The organism is Limosilactobacillus fermentum, from assembly GCF_013394085.1.
Taxonomy (GTDB): domain Bacteria; phylum Bacillota; class Bacilli; order Lactobacillales; family Lactobacillaceae; genus Limosilactobacillus; species Limosilactobacillus fermentum.
In genome coordinates this window covers 923,417-940,639 of record NZ_CP040910.1, presented here as the reverse complement: position 1 = coordinate 940,639, position 17,223 = coordinate 923,417, and the positions used below count along the sequence as shown (strand labels likewise).

18 protein-coding genes and 1 riboswitch are annotated in these 17,223 nt (G+C 52.0%); of the genes, 3 read left to right on the top strand and 15 right to left on the bottom strand.

The features are described from left to right. Positions 1-16: 16 nt before the first annotated feature. Genes FG166_RS04680 through lysA form a run of 7 tightly spaced genes read right to left on the bottom strand, consistent with a single transcriptional unit; the run spans position 17 to position 7,214 of the window. Positions 17-1,069, bottom strand: coding sequence for an aspartate-semialdehyde dehydrogenase (locus tag FG166_RS04680; RefSeq protein WP_003683228.1), 1,053 nt, complete (start codon positions 1,067-1,069; stop codon positions 17-19). A gap of 14 nt (positions 1,070-1,083) precedes the next feature. Further along, complete coding sequence (locus FG166_RS04675; RefSeq protein WP_003683230.1) at positions 1,084-2,268, bottom strand: aminotransferase class I/II-fold pyridoxal phosphate-dependent enzyme; 1,185 nt, start codon at positions 2,266-2,268, stop codon at positions 1,084-1,086. Positions 2,269-2,292: 24 nt separating this feature from the next. Further along, positions 2,293-3,072, bottom strand: coding sequence for a 4-hydroxy-tetrahydrodipicolinate reductase (gene dapB, locus FG166_RS04670; RefSeq protein WP_003683232.1), 780 nt, complete (start codon positions 3,070-3,072; stop codon positions 2,293-2,295). Continuing rightward, positions 3,065-4,000 carry a 4-hydroxy-tetrahydrodipicolinate synthase gene (gene dapA, locus FG166_RS04665; protein WP_003683233.1) on the bottom strand — a complete coding sequence of 312 codons (936 nt, stop codon included), beginning with the start codon at positions 3,998-4,000 and terminating at the stop codon, positions 3,065-3,067. The genes dapB and dapA overlap by 8 nt, the downstream gene beginning before the upstream one ends. Positions 4,001-4,002: 2 nt before the next feature. Then, complete coding sequence (locus FG166_RS04660) at positions 4,003-5,157, bottom strand: N-acetyldiaminopimelate deacetylase (RefSeq protein WP_003683235.1); 1,155 nt, start codon at positions 5,155-5,157, stop codon at positions 4,003-4,005. Then, positions 5,157-5,870: a 2,3,4,5-tetrahydropyridine-2,6-dicarboxylate N-acetyltransferase gene (dapD, locus tag FG166_RS04655; protein ID WP_003683238.1), complete on the bottom strand. Its 714-nt coding sequence runs from the start codon at positions 5,868-5,870 to the stop codon at positions 5,157-5,159. Before dapD ends, FG166_RS04660 begins: the two co-directional genes overlap by 1 nt. Before the next feature lie 24 nt (positions 5,871-5,894). Next, positions 5,895-7,214 (bottom strand): diaminopimelate decarboxylase, encoded by a 1,320-nt coding sequence (gene lysA, locus FG166_RS04650; protein WP_003683241.1) that lies wholly within the window; start codon positions 7,212-7,214, stop codon positions 5,895-5,897. 90 nt (positions 7,215-7,304) lie between these two features. Beyond that, a riboswitch (Lysine riboswitch) is annotated at positions 7,305-7,485 on the bottom strand. 200 nt (positions 7,486-7,685) lie between these two features. On the opposite strand from lysA, the gene FG166_RS04645 reads away from it, so the two are divergent. Together FG166_RS04645 and dapF are read left to right on the top strand one after the other, a co-directional pair. Then, positions 7,686-9,044 (top strand): aspartate kinase, encoded by a 1,359-nt coding sequence (locus tag FG166_RS04645; protein ID WP_003683256.1) that lies wholly within the window; start codon positions 7,686-7,688, stop codon positions 9,042-9,044. 12 nt (positions 9,045-9,056) lie between these two features. Further along, entirely contained in the window at positions 9,057-10,064 is a 1,008-nt protein-coding gene (dapF, locus tag FG166_RS04640; protein ID WP_003683257.1) for a diaminopimelate epimerase, read from the top strand. 202 nt (positions 10,065-10,266) lie between these two features. Here the strand turns inward: dapF and FG166_RS04635 are convergent, their stop codons facing one another. Together FG166_RS04635 and FG166_RS04630 are read right to left on the bottom strand one after the other, a co-directional pair. Next, positions 10,267-11,178, bottom strand: coding sequence for an FAD:protein FMN transferase (locus FG166_RS04635; RefSeq protein ID WP_003683258.1), 912 nt, complete (start codon positions 11,176-11,178; stop codon positions 10,267-10,269). Positions 11,179-11,410: 232 nt separating this feature from the next. After that, positions 11,411-12,697 carry an ISL3 family transposase gene (locus FG166_RS04630; protein WP_178958864.1) on the bottom strand — a complete coding sequence of 429 codons (1,287 nt, stop codon included), beginning with the start codon at positions 12,695-12,697 and terminating at the stop codon, positions 11,411-11,413. Between the two features lie 193 nt (positions 12,698-12,890). Here FG166_RS04630 and FG166_RS04625 point away from each other — a divergent pair, with 193 nt between their 5' ends. Beyond that, positions 12,891-13,889, top strand: coding sequence for an IS30 family transposase (locus tag FG166_RS04625; RefSeq protein WP_137876806.1), 999 nt, complete (start codon positions 12,891-12,893; stop codon positions 13,887-13,889). A gap of 125 nt (positions 13,890-14,014) precedes the next feature. Here the strand turns inward: FG166_RS04625 and FG166_RS04620 are convergent, their stop codons facing one another. From FG166_RS04620 to amaP, 6 genes are all read right to left on the bottom strand, one after another. Further along, complete coding sequence (locus FG166_RS04620) at positions 14,015-14,938, bottom strand: IS30 family transposase (RefSeq protein ID WP_137876807.1); 924 nt, start codon at positions 14,936-14,938, stop codon at positions 14,015-14,017. 227 nt (positions 14,939-15,165) lie between these two features. Beyond that, entirely contained in the window at positions 15,166-15,306 is a 141-nt protein-coding gene (locus FG166_RS04615) for a hypothetical protein (RefSeq protein WP_003681696.1), read from the bottom strand. Positions 15,307-15,317: 11 nt separating this feature from the next. After that, positions 15,318-15,569: a GlsB/YeaQ/YmgE family stress response membrane protein gene (locus FG166_RS04610; RefSeq protein WP_003681701.1), complete on the bottom strand. Its 252-nt coding sequence runs from the start codon at positions 15,567-15,569 to the stop codon at positions 15,318-15,320. 14 nt (positions 15,570-15,583) lie between these two features. Further along, positions 15,584-16,126, bottom strand: a complete 543-nt coding sequence (locus FG166_RS04605) for an Asp23/Gls24 family envelope stress response protein (RefSeq protein WP_003681703.1) — start codon at positions 16,124-16,126, stop codon at positions 15,584-15,586. Between the two features lie 27 nt (positions 16,127-16,153). After that, positions 16,154-16,339 carry a DUF2273 domain-containing protein gene (locus FG166_RS04600; protein WP_003681705.1) on the bottom strand — a complete coding sequence of 62 codons (186 nt, stop codon included), beginning with the start codon at positions 16,337-16,339 and terminating at the stop codon, positions 16,154-16,156. 11 nt (positions 16,340-16,350) lie between these two features. Beyond that, positions 16,351-16,911: an alkaline shock response membrane anchor protein AmaP gene (gene amaP / locus FG166_RS04595; RefSeq protein WP_021349446.1), complete on the bottom strand. Its 561-nt coding sequence runs from the start codon at positions 16,909-16,911 to the stop codon at positions 16,351-16,353. Positions 16,912-17,223: the final 312 nt, after the last annotated feature.

The following is a 17,223-nucleotide window of genomic DNA, read 5'->3' as shown; positions in this document are numbered from 1 at the left end:
ACTTATCAAGCTACTATTAGATTAAGCCCCGTTCAACTAAGCATTCGGCGTTTTGGACCGCGTTCCACGCCGCCCCCTTCAAGAGGTTATCGGCCACGATCCACATGTTAAAGGCGCCCTTGTTTTCGTAATCGGGACGGACCCGGCCAACGAAGACGTCGCGCTTCCCCTCTGCGGTCAGTGGCTGTGGGTAAACCTGGTTAGCAAGGTCGTCTTGGAGCACAACGCCCGGCGCGTTTTGCAGCAGTTCCTTAATTTGATCAGCCGTGGCGCTTTGGTCTTCGACTTCAAAGTAGACCGATTCCCCGTGGGAAATCCCCACCGGTACCCGGACGCAAGTGGCCGTCACCTTTGGCTCAGCCGCGTCCATGTCCCCGACCATGATCTTCTTGGTTTCGTGGATCATCTTCCATTCTTCGTGGGAGTAGCCGGAGTCTTCCAGGACGTCGATTTGCGGTAGGAGGTTAAAGGCCAACGGGTAGTGGCGCTTGTCGCCCTTGGTCGGTAAAATCTCAGCCGTCATTTTCTTACCAGCCAGGTAGTCTTGCGCTTGTTGGTAGAATTCATTGAGTGCCGACTGACCGGCCCCGGAAGCGGCCTGGTAGGTAGACACGATCACTTGCTTGAGCCCAAAGGCCTGACGGATCGGCTCCAGAGCCACCACCATTTGAATCGTTGAGCAGTTCGGGTTGGCGATGATGCCGTGGTGGTTATCTAAGGCCTCCGGGTTGACTTCCGGTACCACCAACGGCACGTCCGGATCCATCCGGTAAGCCGAAGTGTTATCAACGCAGACCGCCCCGCGCTTGACGGCTTCGGGCAAGAACTTCTTGGAGGTGCTCCCCCCGGCAGAAGAAAGCACCAGGTCGACCCCTTCAAAGGAGTCCGGGGTGGTTTCTTCAACCTCCACCTCCTGACCCCGGAAGGTCAGGGTCTTCCCCGCCGACCGGGCCGAAGCGAGTAAGTGCAGCTCCTTGACCGGGATCGATGATTGTTCTAGTTGTTGGATCATGCGGTTCCCAACCGCCCCCGTGGCTCCTAAAATTGCGACCGTGTATTCCTTTGACATAGTATCTTCCTCCCTTAGTTAATCGTTTGAACAAATGCTTCGAGGCGGTTCATCGCCTCTTCAATCTTTTCATCAGCAGCGGCGTATGATAAGCGAACGTAACCTTCACCCCCGTCACCAAAGACGGAGCCGGGGATTAGGCCGAACCGCCCTTCCTTGGCTAGGCGCTTAGCAAAGGCAAAGTCATCGCTACCAAAGGCGGCCGGGATCTTAGCAAAAACGTAAAAGGCGCCCTGCGGGGTGGCCATTTCAAATCCCATCTTACGCATCCGGCTCACCATCAAGTCCCGCCGGTGCCGGTAGGCCTCACGGAATTCAAGCGGGTCGTCTTGGCCGTTTTCCAGGGCCTCGACCGCGGCGGCCTGGGCGGCGTCGTTAACGCAGGTCACCATAAACGAGTGCATCTTAGTGATCGGGGCCATTAAGCTGGCCGGGCCCGCCAGGTAACCAAGCCGGTAGCCGGTCATGGCGTGGGACTTAGATAAACCGGAAATCAGAATCGTTTGTTCCGGCAGCCGGGTGGCCAAGGAGGCGTGTTCCTGGTCGTACACCAAATCAGAGTATATCTCATCGGCAATCACCAAGAGGTGGTGTTCTTGTAAGACCTTGGCCAACTGGTCAATCAATTCCGCCCCGTACGAGCGTCCGGTTGGGTTAGACGGGTAGTTTAAGAGGATCGCCTTGACGGCCGACCCTTCCTCTTTTAAGACCGTCTCTAGCCGCTGTGGGGTTAAAACAAAGCCATCGTCGGCCGTGTTCACCATCACCGGGATTGCCCCCGTTAAGGAAATGATCGGAAAGTAAAGGGAAAAGACCGGGGTCGGGACCAAAACCTTATCGCCGGGATTCAAGAGGCCAAAGGTCGTCGCCGTCAACGCCTCCGTTGCCCCCACGGTGACCGTTACCTCACTCGCCCAGTCGTAGTCCACGCCACGGGTCTTTTTTAACACCTTGGCAATTGCCTGGCGCAATTCCGGCTTGCCGGCTGAAGGGGCGTAGTGAGAATCGTCGTCTTGGATGCTCTTGATGGCAGCCTCCTTGACGTGTTCGGGGGTGGCAAAGTCCGGTTCCCCCAGGGTTAGCTTGATGATCCCGTCGACGGCGGAAATCTCGTTGTCAAAGGCCCGAATTGCCGACGGTGGCACCTGGGTGAGCTTTTGATTTTGCAACCCGGTTAGTTCTTGAATCACTTCTGGCATCTCTGTTCCTCTCTTTTCACTCGTTTACAAGACGTTTTCTAAACCGACGACCAATTCCGTCAGGGTGCCGACCTTTTCCAAACCCACCTTGACCCCGCTCATAAACGACGAGCGATCAAAGGAGTCTTGGCGAATGGTTAAGGCTTCGCCACTGCCCCCAAACAAGACCTGTTCGTGGGCCACGTAGCCCGGCAAGCGGACCGCGTGGAGCTTAATTCCTTGGTAATCGCCGCCACGGGCCCCCGGCAGGCTTTCGGTTGAGTCCGGCGCCGTTTCGTGGGCCGGTCGGTTTTCGCTAATCAGCTTGGCGGTCGCCAGCGCCGTCCCGGACGGGGCATCCTTTTTGTCTTCGTGGTGCATTTCGATGATTTCGACTTCTGGGAAGTAGGCGGCGGCTTCCTTGGCAAACTTCATCAAGAGGACCGCCGACATCCCGAAGTTGGGTGCAATCAAGCCCCCCAGCCCGTTTTGCTTGGCCAGTTGCTGTAGTTCTTCGACCTGTTCGTCACTCAGCCCGGTCGTCCCCACCACCGGGGCCATCCCGTGGCGCAGGGCGTACGAGACGTTTTCAAACACCGCCGCTGGCACCGTAAAATCCAACCAGATGTCGGCCGCCCCCGTTTCAACCTGCTCGCGGTCGGCGTAAACGGTCGTTGAATTTTCAAGGCCGTAGCTTGTCGGATCCAGGTCGGTCAAGTGGTGCCCAACCACGGCGCTCAATTCAAAGCCGGGGAGCGATTTTACTAATGTGACGGCCTGTTGGCCCATCGCCCCAGCAAAACCGGCAATTAATACTTTAGTCATTGGTCAGTCCCTCCCCTAAGTCGGTTGGTAATTGACCCGCCAAGGCGTCGCTAGGTAACCCCAGGGCGGTTGCCAATTGCTCCTTTTCTTCTCCGGTCAGGTCGCAAATCGGCAGGCGGCAGTGGTCGGTGGCCAACCCCTGGGCCGCCAAAACGGCCTTGACCGGGGAAGGCGACGGGAACATGAACAGGGCCGCCATCCGCGGGGTCAACCAGCGTTGGAGCTTAGCGGCCACTTGGTAGTTACCCGCACTAAGGGCGTCGTACATGGCCCGCATCTGCGGCGCATAGTTGTGGGCGGCCACGGAGATAACCCCGTCCCCCCCTAGTACCTTAGTGGTCAGGGCCTGGGCGTCTTCACCGGTGTAAACGGCAAAGCCGGCCGGCCGGTTTTCCACCAGGGTCTGGAATTCTTCCAGGCTGGCACACTGCTTGATCCCGGCGATGTTGGGGTGTTCAGCCAGGGTTAAGACGGTTGAAGTTTCCATCTTGACCCCGGTCCGCCCCGGAATGTTGTAAATGATCAGTGGCAATTCGACCGCGTCGGCAACGGCCGTGAAGTGGGCTAACATTCCCCGTTGGTTGGGCTTGTTGTACGGTGGCACCACCACTAGAGCGTAGTCAATCCCCTCGATTTGGGCCACCTCGTTGGTGAAGGCGATCGTTTCGGCCGTGTTGTTAGACCCGGTCCCGGCAATCACCGGTACCCGACCGGCAATCAACCGACCGAAGTGGGTGTAGAGTTCAATCTTTTCGTCGTGGGACAGGGTTGGCGTCTCCCCGGTTGTCCCCCCGACGACGAAACCGTTGTTACCGGCCTGCAACAGGTGCTCAGTTAATTGGTCCAGGGCCGGGTAGTCAATCGTCCCCTCGTCGGTAAACGGGGTAACGATGGCGGTTAAAAGATCGGCGTTGGTAAGTTCTGTCATGATTAGTCCTCCTCTGCTTGGCTGCGGTAGGTGATAAAGCTGGTTAGCGCATCAATTCCCTTTTGAATCGCCCCTTCATTGGGGGTCAGAGTAGCTTGGTGAAGCTGGGCATCGTCTTCAACCCCCAGCCAAAACATCGTCCCGGGAAACTTGGACAACAAGTAGCCAAAATCCTCCCCGGTCATCGCCGGCGCCGTTTCCACGTAGTCAACGGCCGGGTTGTTTTGCATGAAGTTAATGAAACGTTTGGTCAGGGCGGGGTCGTTTTCAACCGGCAGGTAACCGCCCTGGTTCAGGGTCAAGTTGACCGTGACGCCAAAACTCTTGGCAATCCCCTCACAGACGTCTTGCAGGCGTCGGTCAATCGTTTCGATCATTTCCTGGGTCAACCCGCGGATCGTCCCTTCGATCCGGGCGTGGCCGGCAATTACGTTGCGGATGGTTCCGGCCTCTAACTTACCCAGGGTGATCACCCCGGCTTCGACCGGGTTAATCGAACGAGAGATAATCGTTTGCACCTGCATGATTAGGGCCGCGGCGGCCACCACCGCGTCGTTGGCCTCCTGGGGGAAGGCGGCGTGGCCGTCCTTACCTAGGACGTCAATGTCAACTTCGGTCGTCCCGGCAAACAGGGTCCCCAGCCGGCAGCCAATCACCCCGGTTTTCAAAGCCGGGTTATCGTGCAGACCGTAAAATTCGTCGGGGCGCCACTTACCTTCAAATAGCCCCAGCTCATAGGCCCGCTGGCCCCCCGCCTCACTCTCTTCGGCCGGTTGGAAGAAAAAGAGCAGGTTATCCTTGGGTTGGTGGCTGGCAAAGTAGTCCAAGACCCCCAGCGCCACGGTCATGTGGACGTCGTGGCCGCAGGCGTGCATCACCCCGGAGTGGGTAGAGGCGTAGGGTAAGCCGGTCTCCTCTTGAACCGGTAGGGCGTCAATATCGGTGCGGTAACCAATCGTTCGGACGGGCGCCGTACCGTTCACCCGGACCAAAATGGCGGTCGGTAAGTCCTCCGGTTCCAAGATTTCCAGGTGATCTTGCTCCATCTTCCCGATCACCTCCATTAGGTAGGCGTGAGTCTCAGTTTCCTGTAGGGCTAGTTCGGGAATCTGGTGTAAGTGGCGGCGAATCTGAATTAACTCCTCCGTGCCTAACATTAGAGCTTCCTCAAATCGTCTTCCAGCCCGGTCTTGGAATCGGTCTGTTCGTCAACGTCCTTAATGTAGCGGGCGGGCACCCCGGCCACCACCGTGTGCGGCGCTACGTCTTGGGTCACGACCGCCCCGGCGGCCACCACGGCCCCTTCCCCGACGTGAACTCCTTCGATCACGACCGCGTTGGCCCCGATCAGCACGTCGTCATCAATCCGGACTGGTTCGGCCGACGCCGGTTCAACCACCCCCGCCAAAACGGTTCCGGCACCGATGTGGCAGTGCTTACCGACCAGGGCGCGGCCACCGAGGATTGCCCCCATGTCGATCATGGTTCCCTCCCCGATTTCGGCCCCGATGTTGATGACGGCGCCCATCATGATGACCGCGTTATCGCCAATTAAAACCTGGTCGCGAATCGTGGCCCCCGGTTCAATCCGGGCGTTAACTTCCTTTAGGTCCAGCAACGGTACGGCGGAATTACGGGCCGCATTTTCCACCCGGACCGCCGCAAAGTCCGCTTCGTGCTCGGCTAAGAAGGGCTTTAAGACCTGCCAGTCGCCAAACAGGACCCCGGTAGTTTGTTCCACGAAGGCCTCCACTTCAGCGGGAAACGTAAGTGCTTTTAAGTCAGTCCCCTTAACGTAGACCTTAACGGGGGTCTTCTTGGGCGCGGTACCGATGTAGTTAATGATTGCTTGCGCGTCTAATTGTGCCATGTGAATTTCTCCTTTTTCTTCCTATTATTTATCTTCACTTGCGAGCGGTAAGTCGAGCCGGCAGGTATCCGCCCAGCTTTCGCGTTGGATGACCAGTTGAGCGTGGCCGTTTTCAACGAAGACCACCGCCGGGCGGGGGTTCCGGTTGTAGTTAGAGGCCATCGCGTACCCGTACGCTCCGGTGTCTAGCATTACCAAGAGGTCGCCCGGCTTGGTTTTAGGGAGGGCCTGATCCCTTGCTAAGATGTCGCCGGATTCGCAATACTTACCGGCAATCCTGACGGTCTCTTCCGGTTTTTGACGGGGGTCTTTAGCGTACACCGTTTCGTAAGCGGCCTGGTAAAGGGCCGGGCGGATGTTGTCCCCCATCCCACCGTCAACGGTCACGAAGGGCTGGTAGCCCGGGAGGTCTTTTCGTGAACCAACCGTGTACAGGCTGTAGCCGGCCGGTCCAACGATCGAGCGCCCCGGCTCAATCCAAATCGCCGGCATTGACAGGCCCTTTTTGGCGACCTCCTTTTTAACGGCCTTGATGATTGCATCGACAAATTCTTCCGGCGGGAGCGGTTGGTCTTCTTGAACGTAGCGGATTCCAAAGCCACCGCCGACGTTTAAGACCCGCGTTTGAAAGCCAAACTCCTCGTGCCAGTGCTCGGCGACGTCCACTAACTTCTTGGCCACCCCTTCAAAGCCCACGACCTCAAAGATTTGGGAGCCGATGTGGGCGTGGAGGCCGACCACCTTGAGCCGGGGGTTGGCCAAGACCTCTTCTAGGGCCCGGTCCGCTTGCCCCGATTCCAGGTCAAAGCCAAACTTGGAATCTACCTGGCCGGTTTGAATGTACTCATTGGTGTGGGCGGCAATCCCGGGGGTGATCCGCAGGCTAACGGTCGCGGTGGCGTCTTGTTCATCTAAGACCTCGCCCAGCAAGTCGATCTCGTGGAAGTTATCGATGATGATCATCCCGACCCCGTTTTGGACGGCCAATTCCAGCTCTTCTTTAGACTTGTTGTTACCGTGGAAACTAACCTTTTCCATCGGGAAGTGCGCCTTGATGGCCGTTGTTAATTCGCCACCGGAGACCACGTCAATGTGGCCATCCTCTTGGGCCACCACCTGGTAAATGGCGATGGCGCTAAAGGCCTTGCTGGCGTAAGAGACCTCCGCTGCCACCTGGTTTTTGGCAAAGACCTTTTTAAAGGCGCGGATTTGATGGCGAATCGCCGCTACGTCGTACACGACCAGGGGCGTTTGGTACTTGGCCGCTAATTCAAGGCTGTCAACGCCGCCAATCGTTAGGTGCCCCTGATCGTTAATCTGTTCTGGTTCAATCTGTGAATTCATCTTAGTTCCCCGTTTCTTTATCGGTATGAAAAAAGGCTCTGGGTGCGGTGCGCATCCAGAGCTCAACCACCCAGGGTGGTTTATTCAGCCGTAATTGATAGCGCACCGCAGGCTCTCATTGTCCCGCGACAGTCCGCAGCCTCTTAAGCCACGCCCCAGCCCCAGGGAACGGTCACTTCCCCGTGCTTCGGCAACCGCCCCTTTCACTCCCCCTCCTTGCCTGACCCGGCTCTTGGTAGCTACTCATGTTGGTTGCGCCTCTTCAATTTATTGGTAGTTTATAATTATTTACCCCTGCCGTCAAGGTTTTTTAATTTTATTCTCATCCATAAGTACTTTCACCCCTTGATAAACCGCGCCTAAAGCCGTATTAGCGAAGATTGCAAAAAGATTTAGGACTTGCGTCAATTAGGAGCCGTGTTAAAATCCAATTAAAAATCAACGCCCTAAACTGGCAAAAGGAGTATTTTTATGAAGGTTGTAAAATTTGGGGGAACCTCCCTCGCCGACGGAGCGGCCTACGAAAAGGTCGTTAAGATTATTCAAGACGATCCCGAACGGACGGTGATTGTCACCTCCGCCCCGGGGAAACGGTTTCAGGGCGACATTAAGGTAACCGACCTTTTGATTCGTTACGCTAACCAGGTTTGCCAAGGCGAAGACGCCACGGCCACCGTTAAGGAAATCCTCGGCCGCTATTCGGAAATCGCGACTCACTTCGGTTTACCCGCCGTGGCCCTCACCCCGCTGCAAGCGGCCCTAGAGGACTTACCCAAGCAAGACTATCCCAACCAAGATTACCTAATGGCCGCCTTCAAGGCCCACGGTGAGCGCCTCAACGCCCGCTTAATGGCGTTGGTGCTGACCCACGTGGGGATGCCCGCCCGCTTCGTTGACCCCAGCGAGTGTGGCCTTGAGGTGACCGGGACGCCCAACGACGCTACCGTTAGTCCACACACTTACGGCAACTTGCACGCCTTTAAGTACGATTCCAACCAGCGCCTCGTCTTCCCAGGCTTTTTCGGCTTCACGCCGGCCGGCCGGATTGCGACCTTTGCCCGCGGCGGTTCCGACACGACCGGGGCGATCCTAGCTTGCGGTCTGCGGGCCCGCTTATACGAAAACTTTACCGACGTGGACGCCATTTACACCGCTAACCCCAACATCGTGGACAACCCGCAGCCAATTCGTCAGATGACCTACCGGGAGATGCGGGAACTTTCCTACGCCGGCTTTTCGGTCTTTCAAGACGAGGCCTTGATTCCGGCAATTCAAGGCCAGGTGCCGATTAACGTTAAAAACACCAACGCCCCGCAAAAGCCGGGAACGATGATCGTACCGGAAAAGGGCTTTAAGCCAGAGGACATCATCACCGGGATCGCTGGGGGCGCCCACTTTGCCGCCCTCTATCTGCACAAGTACTTGATCAACAAGGAAAATGGCTTCACCCTCCGCTTGCTTTCGATCTTGCAGCGCCACGGGATTTCTTACGAGCACATGCCATCCGGAATCGACGACGTGACCGTGATCATCAACCGCAACCAAATTTCCGACGAGCAAATCGATTTGGTCTGCAACGAGATCCAATGCGAAATTAACCCCGACCAACTCAAATGGATCCCCGATTACGCCATCACGATGATCGTGGGCGAAGGAATGCGGACCAGCCTCGGCGTGATTGAGGACGTCTTGGCGCCCCTAGCAGAAGCCCACGTCGAAGTGCCGATGATCAACCAGGGGGCTTCCCAAATCTCAATTATGATCGGCACCCGGGCCAAGGACGCCGACAAAACCGTCAAGGCCATCTACGACCGCTTCTTTATTCACTAACAGGAGGAAACCATGGCACAGTTACTAAAGGTTCACGGATCACAAAACCAATTCTTCTTACTCGACCAAACCACCCTTGCCCGCCCGCTTTCCGACCCGGAACTAAGAGCGCTGGGCCTTCAATTATGCGATCCAGCTACCGGAATTTTAGGTGGGGCCGATGGCTTGCTCGTGGTTAACGACAGCAACAACCCGGCCGCCAGCGGCCAAATGCGGGTGATCAACGCCGACGGATCTGAAGCCTCTATGTGTGGCAACGGCCTGCGCACCGTCGCCCGCTACCTGGCCGAAAAAACCAACCAGACCCGCTTCCAAGTCGAAACGATGAAGGCCGACCTGACCGTGGCCTACCACGACGACTTCTTCCCCGGCGTGCCGGGCTACGCCGTCGAAATTTCACCGGTCCGTTTTAACAAAGAGGCCCTTCCCTTTGACCAGGTTGGCCACGAACGGCTTTTAGACACCCTGGTGCCAGAGTTTGTGCCCGGCTGGCGCTTCTCCGCCCTGGCGGTGCCCAATCCCCACCTGATCGCCTTTGTCAGCGACGAAGAACTCGCCGGGCCGGTATTGGGGGAACTGGGCCAACGCCTCAACGGGGAGAACCCCTACTTTGCAGACGGGGTCAACATCAACTTCGCCCACATCCTCGGTCCCAACGAACTCTTCGTCCGGACCTATGAGCGCGGGGTCGGCTTCACCAACGCCTGCGGGACCGGGATGTCGGCGACGACCCTGGCCTTCGCGCTAACCCACCCCGACCAGGCTGGCTTTGAGACCCCGATCACCGTTTACAACCCCGGTGGCATGGTCAAGACGATCCTCCACCACCATGACGCCCGTTACACGATTGACTTAATCGGTAACGCCACTTTCACCCACCAAATTGAAGTCCACGAGGCCGCCCTCCACGACGCCCAGGTCACCGATGCAGACGTCACCGTGACCGAAACCGGCGAGCAGGCCGCCTACTTAGACTTCGTCGCGAGCCTGCCCCAGGTCAGCGCCGTTAAAAGCAAGTAGGAGGGAAATCCCTTAACCAACTAAAATAAAAGAGGCTGGAAAATCTGCTTTTCCAGCCTCTTACTGTATACTCAAATGTTAGACAGAAAATGTGGTAAATAACCGCAGGCCTAGTGCCGAAGAACGGTGCGTACCGCACCAACCGTTCGCCCTAGCTTAGTCATACGACCTGCCAAGGAGGTTATTTCCCACTCTCTTCCCCTTACCGCAACTGAATAACGGTGCCGTCGTCTTCAATCAACACCCCGACGGTCTGCTCGAGGGTTTTGACGACAGCGGCGATCTGCTCCTTGGTTTTGCCAAACAGCATCGTCGTCCACAGTTCCCCTAAAAAGGCGGTCGGCGTCACCAAGGACATTGACACCACCGTCGTCTCGTCCGGGTAGCCGGTCTGGGGGTTTAGGATGTGATGGTAGGTTTTCCCGTTGGTGGTCAACTTGCGCTCGGCGACTCCCGAAGTGGTCAGGGCCTGGTCCTTGATCGAAACTACCTGGCCGTAAGCTTGGGCCGGGTCAGCCGGGTTTTGAATCCCGACGTGCCACATCCCGTCTTCATTCTCCGGGTTACCGCCCAGGCCAATCACCGTTGACCCACCGAGGTTTAACAGGGCCGATTCGACCCCCTGTTCCTTGAGCCAGGCGATCACCTGGTCCCCGATAAAACCCTTGGCCAACGCCCCTAAGTCAATCTCCATGCCCGGTCGGTTGAGGCTGACCGAGTGGGTAACGTCGTCCAGGGTGATTTGGCGCGGGTCGGTCAAAGCAAGGGCCCGGTCAATCTCCGCTTGGCTGGGCACCCGGGCGTCTTGAAAGCCGATGTGCCATAGCTTGACCAGGGGGCCAATCGCCACGTTGAGGTTGCCCCCGGGGTACTTGCTGTAGTGGACGCCAAGCTTAATTAATTGATAAAGGTCCGGCGCCGCTTCGACTGGCCCCTGCCCAGCACTCGCGTTGATCTTCATCAGGTCCGCCGACTCATCGTTGGCCGAAAAACGGTGCTCCGCCGCCCTTAATTGTTCAACCACCTGGTCGGCGAGGGTCCCGGCGTTGGGGCCACCGTTGATCACCAACGTAATCACCGTCCCCATCAAGTGAACCGTTCTTCCTGCTTGCATGCCAATCCCTCCGTTCTTGTTACCCTAAATAATACCACACTACTCGCCCCTAACTATGCTATAATGTCATTAATATCTTACAAGTCGGTAAAGCTAGAGCTCTATCGCTAGAATGTATAATATGGGGTTCCCTCTAATTCTGGTCGAAGTTCGTTTGTGGAAACACAGGTGGGCTTTACCGCAGAATTGGAGGTTTTTTTGGCTCTTTGTCAAATCCTGTTGATGGGTCATTTTAGGCGGCGGCCGGTGCTTGCACCTGGCGCCGCCTTTTTTCAGCTTCCGTTCCCATTTGATGCAATCGGATCCGGGCGATGAAATGACCAAAGTTAGTAAAGCCATATGCCGTCCGTTGAATTAACTTGATCATGCGGTTGATCCCCTCAACCCGACCGTTGGAGTACGGTAATACGGTTGCGTTGTACACTCCTTCGCTGTTCTTACGGAGGGTCTTAAGAACTGTTTGGAACGGCGCTGGCACGTCCCATTTGGTGAACAAGACGTCCATTAATTGGTCAACATCGTGCTCTTCAAGAGCGGTCATGGCGCCCTGTAAGAGTTCATAACCGGCCGCTAACTGGGGATCAAGGTCCAGGCCAATTCCCACCCGTTCGGCCATCGTTACCTTTTGTCGTAAGTGGCGATCATAGTACTCCTTAGTGTAGTTAAGCGATGTGCTTTTAAGTAAGTACAGTCGCCACGAATTCTTCAATGCCCGATACTCACGCGTATTAGGGTCGAATTGCTTCATTACTGCGACCCGGACTTGGTTAAACGCCCGCGTAAGCATTGAAACGATGTGGAATCGATCCACAACCAGCTTTGCGTTTGGGAAGTAGCGGCGTACAAGGCCTTGATAGTAACTGTTTAAGTCTGTCGAGACTGATTTGACTCGTTTGCGCTCTTTTAGCGAGAATCGATCAAAGTAATGCGTAATACTACTCTTAAGCCGATCAGGGAGAATTTGGTAGATTTGTGAGGTATCATTATCAACGATAATGAAGCAATACTTCCCCTGCGGACCACGGAACTCATCAATGGCAATATTAGTGGGTAAAGTGCGACTATTAAAGCGAAGGAGCGCTTGATCACTGTCTAGGAGTCGGCCAATGGTACTAGGTGACACACCGGTAAACTTAGACACGTCCTTTTGAGAGACATTACTTTCAAGCATCGTAAGTGCCTTGTGTTTAACTGCTTTGGCAATGGAACAGTATTTATCAACGACGTTGGTCTTCGCCATGAACGAATCTTGGCAATTCTTACATCTCAGGCGTTGCTTACCGATCCGCAACATAGTGGGACAACTTTCGTTAATTGAGAGGTACTTAATGGTTTGGTAAGAATGGCCATTCTTAATGAAGGTATCCGCAAAGCCGCAATGTGGGCACCGATCCAATTTAAGCGAGACCGTCCCAATGAAGACCTGCGTCTCCCATCCGTCATTATTTTCAAAGACAACGTCTGTGAAATGAAGATTGGGGTCTTTAATTTGAAGGATATTTTTAATATAATCAGTCATAAGGTCACACCTCTTACTTTCTGGAATTTGCGTGGTAGTTAATGATCAGAATTTTAAGGCTGGTGGGGCCTTTTTTTGTGCGACGAATTTACAATTGAAGTGCAACAAGTAAGAAGAAAATAAAAAAGAACTCATAGCCTGAGTCCTGTAAAATGAAGTCACCACAACAAACATCTAAAGGAGATCTTAGGCTATGAGTTCGTACAACCATCTTACCTTAAAAGACCGAGAATGCATACTATTAGGCGTCACTTTGAAGGACACCTATCAAGTTATTGCGCAGAGGGTTGGGTGTTCTAAAGCCACCGTATCGTGCGAGATCAAACGCAATGGCGGTCGTAAGGCTTACTCAGCCGTCAAGGCCCAAGAGAACTATCAGGGACGTCGACTAAAAAGCCGACGTCCTAGGCTTCTAACTAACTTGAAGTTACGGGATTTTATCCTTCACTGTATTGTTCAACGTCAGTGGTCCCCGGAACAGATTTCAGGTCGTTTAGCCCACGAAAACAGCGAATGGCGTATCAGTTATAACACCATTTATCGTGGGATTGAACGCGATAATTTAGGCATCAAACGTAAGAGTCACGGGGCTCGTGGCTTTGCCCGTAAGCTCCGTCACCGTGGTAAAACCCGAAAGGTCAAGGGAACCATTAAGGAACGTCGAGGACGATTTAACGACGTCCCTTCCGTTCATGAACGCCCGGTTTCATGTGAGAATCGAAGCCGGTTTGGTCATTGGGAAGGTGATACAATTCGCGGTAAAACCGGGCGTTCAGCCCTGGTAACCTTAGTGGACCGTAAATCTCGGTATTTATTATCTCAGCGCGTTCTCAAAGTAAACGCCAAGAACGTCACACAAGCGATGATTGACCTCCTGCATACCGTAACGCCTAAACGCGTTCGGACGCTTACGCCGGACCGTGGAACTGAATTCGCAGGATACCGTGAAGTTAGCCAAGAACTAAGCATTCCAGTCTATTTTCCCGATCCCCATGCGCCCCAACAACGGGGAACCAATGAGAATACCAACGGGCTTATCCGTGAGTATTTCCCCAAAGGAACCGACCTAGACCAACTAACTGATCAAGATATCGACAAGTTTGTCAGGGATTTAAATCACCGACCACGTAAGGTCTTAGGCTGGAAGAGTCCATTTGAAGTTTTCTTCGGGACAAAGTTGCGCTTGATTTGACAATTCGTCGCCCTCAAAACCAAAAAATCCTGTCAACGAATCACCACTATGGTAATCCATCAACAAGATTTAGTGTAGAGCCGCTTTTATTAATTGGCAGATTGCAAGAAATAACTTGAACAAATTTAGTAACGCAGATTACGCAAAAAGATCTCAATCGGTGTTCGCCAATTTAAACATTTGAGTGGTCGGCAATTCAAATACCAGTTAATTTGAATCAATTCATCATCGGTAATCTCATCAATCGGTTGACCTTTGGGAATGAAGCGGCGTAGTACTCGGTTGCGATTTTCATTACTGCCTCGTTCATGTGGTGAATAGGCATGGGCAAAATAAACCTGTGTACCAGTTCGCCGCTCAATTGTCTGATAGTTAGCGAACTCTTTACCATGGTCTACGGTAAGCGTCTTGAGCTTGCCTTGAAGTTGACTAGCTAGTTCAAGTACGGCTTGAGTCATGGACCGACTATCGCGACCATGGAGCCGTTTAACAATTGTCAGGCGACTCTTACGCTCCACAAAAGTAGCCACAGCTTGACCTTTACGTTTGCCAGAAAGTACGGTATCAGCTTCAAAGTGGCCGAATTCCTGGCGAGTTTCGACTTTATGAGGACGCTCCTCAATTGAGTGGCCGTGACTGAACGTACCACGCTTTTCTTTAGCACGATGACGACGAATTCCATGATCAGGCAAATCGGACAACTGTACATCAAGCCATCCTTGATCAATCCAGTTATAGACCGTCTTGTAGGCAATCCCAACTACATGGGCAACTTGTTCAGGGGACCACTTCTGGACTTGAATCTTTTCCTCGATCAAGTGTTTAAGGTTTTTAGTGAGCGAAGACTTCCGCCCCCGTTGACTAACCTTGCGTTCAAAGTCAGTTTGCGCTAGCTCAGCCTGGTACTCACTATTTAGCCGGTGAAGTTCGTTAAAAATGGTGGTCTTACTAAATCCTAAGTAGTTAGCGATGTATCGCAAGGAACGTCCTTCATTATGAAGCGTTTCAATGACAACACGGTTCTGGAATGATAAAATAGTGGTGCCCATTAAGGTCCTTCTTTCTAATGGAATGTTGTGGTAACACCATTAAAGACCTTGATGGGTTTTTCTGTCCACTTAAATGTTCAACTTAAATTTTACAATCTGCCAATTATCAAAAAAATTCCCATCTATATTTATAAAAGGTTATCATAACAATTGAAATATTGATTAACTGACCTTTAATTGTCAAATTATTTACGTTCTAAGATGACTAATATAGATAATTTGGCTAATTATCCATGTAATTTTTGTTGCAACGTATCACCAATGCCATCTACCTTCTTAGCAGCCAAGACGGTGCCGCCGATGAGAACACCACCTACAATGAGCGTAGAAGCGATCATAAACTTAAATACACTTTTCAAAACGTCCATAAAATTCCCCCTTACTTTTTACCGGTTCGACCAACAACTAATGAAACAATCAGAACTAAAATAATTGCCCCGATGATCGATGGTATCAATGCCATGCCAGCTAATGAAGGGCCCCAAGTGCCAAGGAGCCCTTGGCCAATCCATGCACCAATCAAACCAGCTACGATGTTTGCAATCCAGCCCATAGCAGCACCACGGTTAGTGATTGCGCCAGCAATGGCACCAATGATTGCCCCGACGATTAATGACCAAATAAGTCCCATATTTACTCACTCCCTTAGTTAACACGACTAGATTTATTGTCAGACGTTACTTTATCAACGCTGTCACTTAATGTTTCCTTCGATTTATTTGCGCCCTTACTAAAGGCTTCCTTCGTTTTATCTGTAGCATCGCTCACGCGATCTTGCAGAGAAGTCGAATCTTTTTCATGTTGCTCCTTTGTCTTGACATCAACAACATTCACATTTACCTCAATTACTTCTAAGTCGGTCATATTCTTTACTTCCCGAACGATAACATTTTTGATCTTGTCATACAGTTTAGAAATATCAATGCCGTATTCAGCAACAATGTCTAGATCCACTGCAACCTGCTTTTTTCCAACCTCTACATCAATTCCTGATGTGACATCGGAAGTATTAACTAGTTTTTCAGCAACATTTGCGAAAAAGCCGCCATCTACGGTTAATAAGCCATCTACTTCAGAAAGTGAGATACCAATGATTTTTTGAATAACCTTATCATCAAATGTTAAATTGCCTTTAACACCAGACTTTTCGTTAGTTGTTGTTTTTTCACTTGGTGTTCCATTCTGCATAATTTTTCCTCCTTATAATTCAAACAGTTATTTAAAAACATTTGTTAAGATACCAGTTTTTTGAATACAATAACCCGCGCTAATCCCGATTGCCATAAAAATCAAAACAAAAAGCGTCTTGAAAAATCCAAAAGTGATGATAAGGACCGCTAAGAGCAATCCTATAATTCCACCAATTAGTGGCCAAAAATAGTCTTTAATGAGTTCGGTCACGTTATCACCTCCTAGACAACTCGAGATTGATGCACATTAGCGTCCGACTCATTGAAATCAACGAGTCGGATTTTTATTTTTTTCTGTTCAGAAATTCCAAGACAAATACGCAAATCTTTTTTTAATTGATTGAGAAAATTTGCAGTCTGTTTCTTGGCATTGACTGAATTTAGTAGATCACCCGATATTTTAAGTGTGATCCTTTTTCGTGATAACTTAGCTGATACCTTGGGGTTACCAATAAAGGGTTCATGTTGAAGTGCTGAAAGAGCAAAATGCTCAATAGCTTTCTTACTGATGGTAACTTGACCATCAGACTTTTGATGAAGATATAATAACTGTGACCGTGGCCAAAAAAGTGTGATAATCAATAAAACAATTAACACCGCCGCCAGAATTATCCCACTCCAAAAAAGGTATATCGGTTCGTACTGATCCAACCAATCAAACTTTAATTGCATGGGTGTGCTAGTGCCAATGGCCGTTGACCAATTTTTAAAGACAAGAACTATGGACAAAGGAAATGCAAGGATAATAACAACTACTATTAAAGCCTTAAATATAACTCGCAAATCATCACCACCTTTACCATCATTGTAGCAGGACAGTAGTGATAATGGAATTATATGCACTTATGAGAAACCAATTAAAATTTTTATTTGACTAAACCAATCTGGCCACTAGGGTATACCTTATTGGCTTTACTTGGCTGTATGAACTGATGCCACCTAAAATAGTTCAGTAGGATTATCCAAATATGTTAGCAATTCCTCTATCAATGATATTGGATGTAAGCTGATTCCTGAGACAACTTTTAAGAGAGCGTATAATGAATAAATCGTCTTCTCAAAAGGAAGGAATTTTTACATGCCAACTCGTTACAA

Excerpts from the sequence above, each read along its gene's own strand:
- dapA (WP_003683233.1), bottom strand. The coding sequence starts at position 4,000 with ATGACAGAACTTACCAACGCCGATCTTTTAACCGCCATCGTTACCCCG.
- dapF (WP_003683257.1), top strand. The coding sequence starts at position 9,057 with ATGGCACAGTTACTAAAGGTTCACGGATCACAAAACCAATTCTTCTTA.
- FG166_RS04675 (WP_003683230.1), bottom strand. The coding sequence starts at position 2,268 with ATGCCAGAAGTGATTCAAGAACTAACCGGGTTGCAAAATCAAAAGCTC.
- FG166_RS04620 (WP_137876807.1), bottom strand. The coding sequence starts at position 14,938 with ATGGGCACCACTATTTTATCATTCCAGAACCGTGTTGTCATTGAAACG.
- FG166_RS04625 (WP_137876806.1), top strand. The coding sequence starts at position 12,891 with ATGAGTTCGTACAACCATCTTACCTTAAAAGACCGAGAATGCATACTA.
- FG166_RS04645 (WP_003683256.1), top strand. The coding sequence starts at position 7,686 with ATGAAGGTTGTAAAATTTGGGGGAACCTCCCTCGCCGACGGAGCGGCC.
- FG166_RS04660 (WP_003683235.1), bottom strand. The coding sequence starts at position 5,157 with ATGTTAGGCACGGAGGAGTTAATTCAGATTCGCCGCCACTTACACCAG.
- lysA (WP_003683241.1), bottom strand. The coding sequence starts at position 7,214 with ATGAATTCACAGATTGAACCAGAACAGATTAACGATCAGGGGCACCTA.
- FG166_RS04615 (WP_003681696.1), bottom strand. The coding sequence starts at position 15,306 with ATGGACGTTTTGAAAAGTGTATTTAAGTTTATGATCGCTTCTACGCTC.
- FG166_RS04635 (WP_003683258.1), bottom strand. The coding sequence starts at position 11,178 with ATGCAAGCAGGAAGAACGGTTCACTTGATGGGGACGGTGATTACGTTG.
- dapB (WP_003683232.1), bottom strand. The coding sequence starts at position 3,072 with ATGACTAAAGTATTAATTGCCGGTTTTGCTGGGGCGATGGGCCAACAG.
- dapD (WP_003683238.1), bottom strand. The coding sequence starts at position 5,870 with ATGGCACAATTAGACGCGCAAGCAATCATTAACTACATCGGTACCGCG.
- FG166_RS04680 (WP_003683228.1), bottom strand. The coding sequence starts at position 1,069 with ATGTCAAAGGAATACACGGTCGCAATTTTAGGAGCCACGGGGGCGGTT.
- FG166_RS04610 (WP_003681701.1), bottom strand. The coding sequence starts at position 15,569 with ATGGGACTTATTTGGTCATTAATCGTCGGGGCAATCATTGGTGCCATT.
- FG166_RS04605 (WP_003681703.1), bottom strand. The coding sequence starts at position 16,126 with ATGCAGAATGGAACACCAAGTGAAAAAACAACAACTAACGAAAAGTCT.
- FG166_RS04630 (WP_178958864.1), bottom strand. The coding sequence starts at position 12,697 with ATGACTGATTATATTAAAAATATCCTTCAAATTAAAGACCCCAATCTT.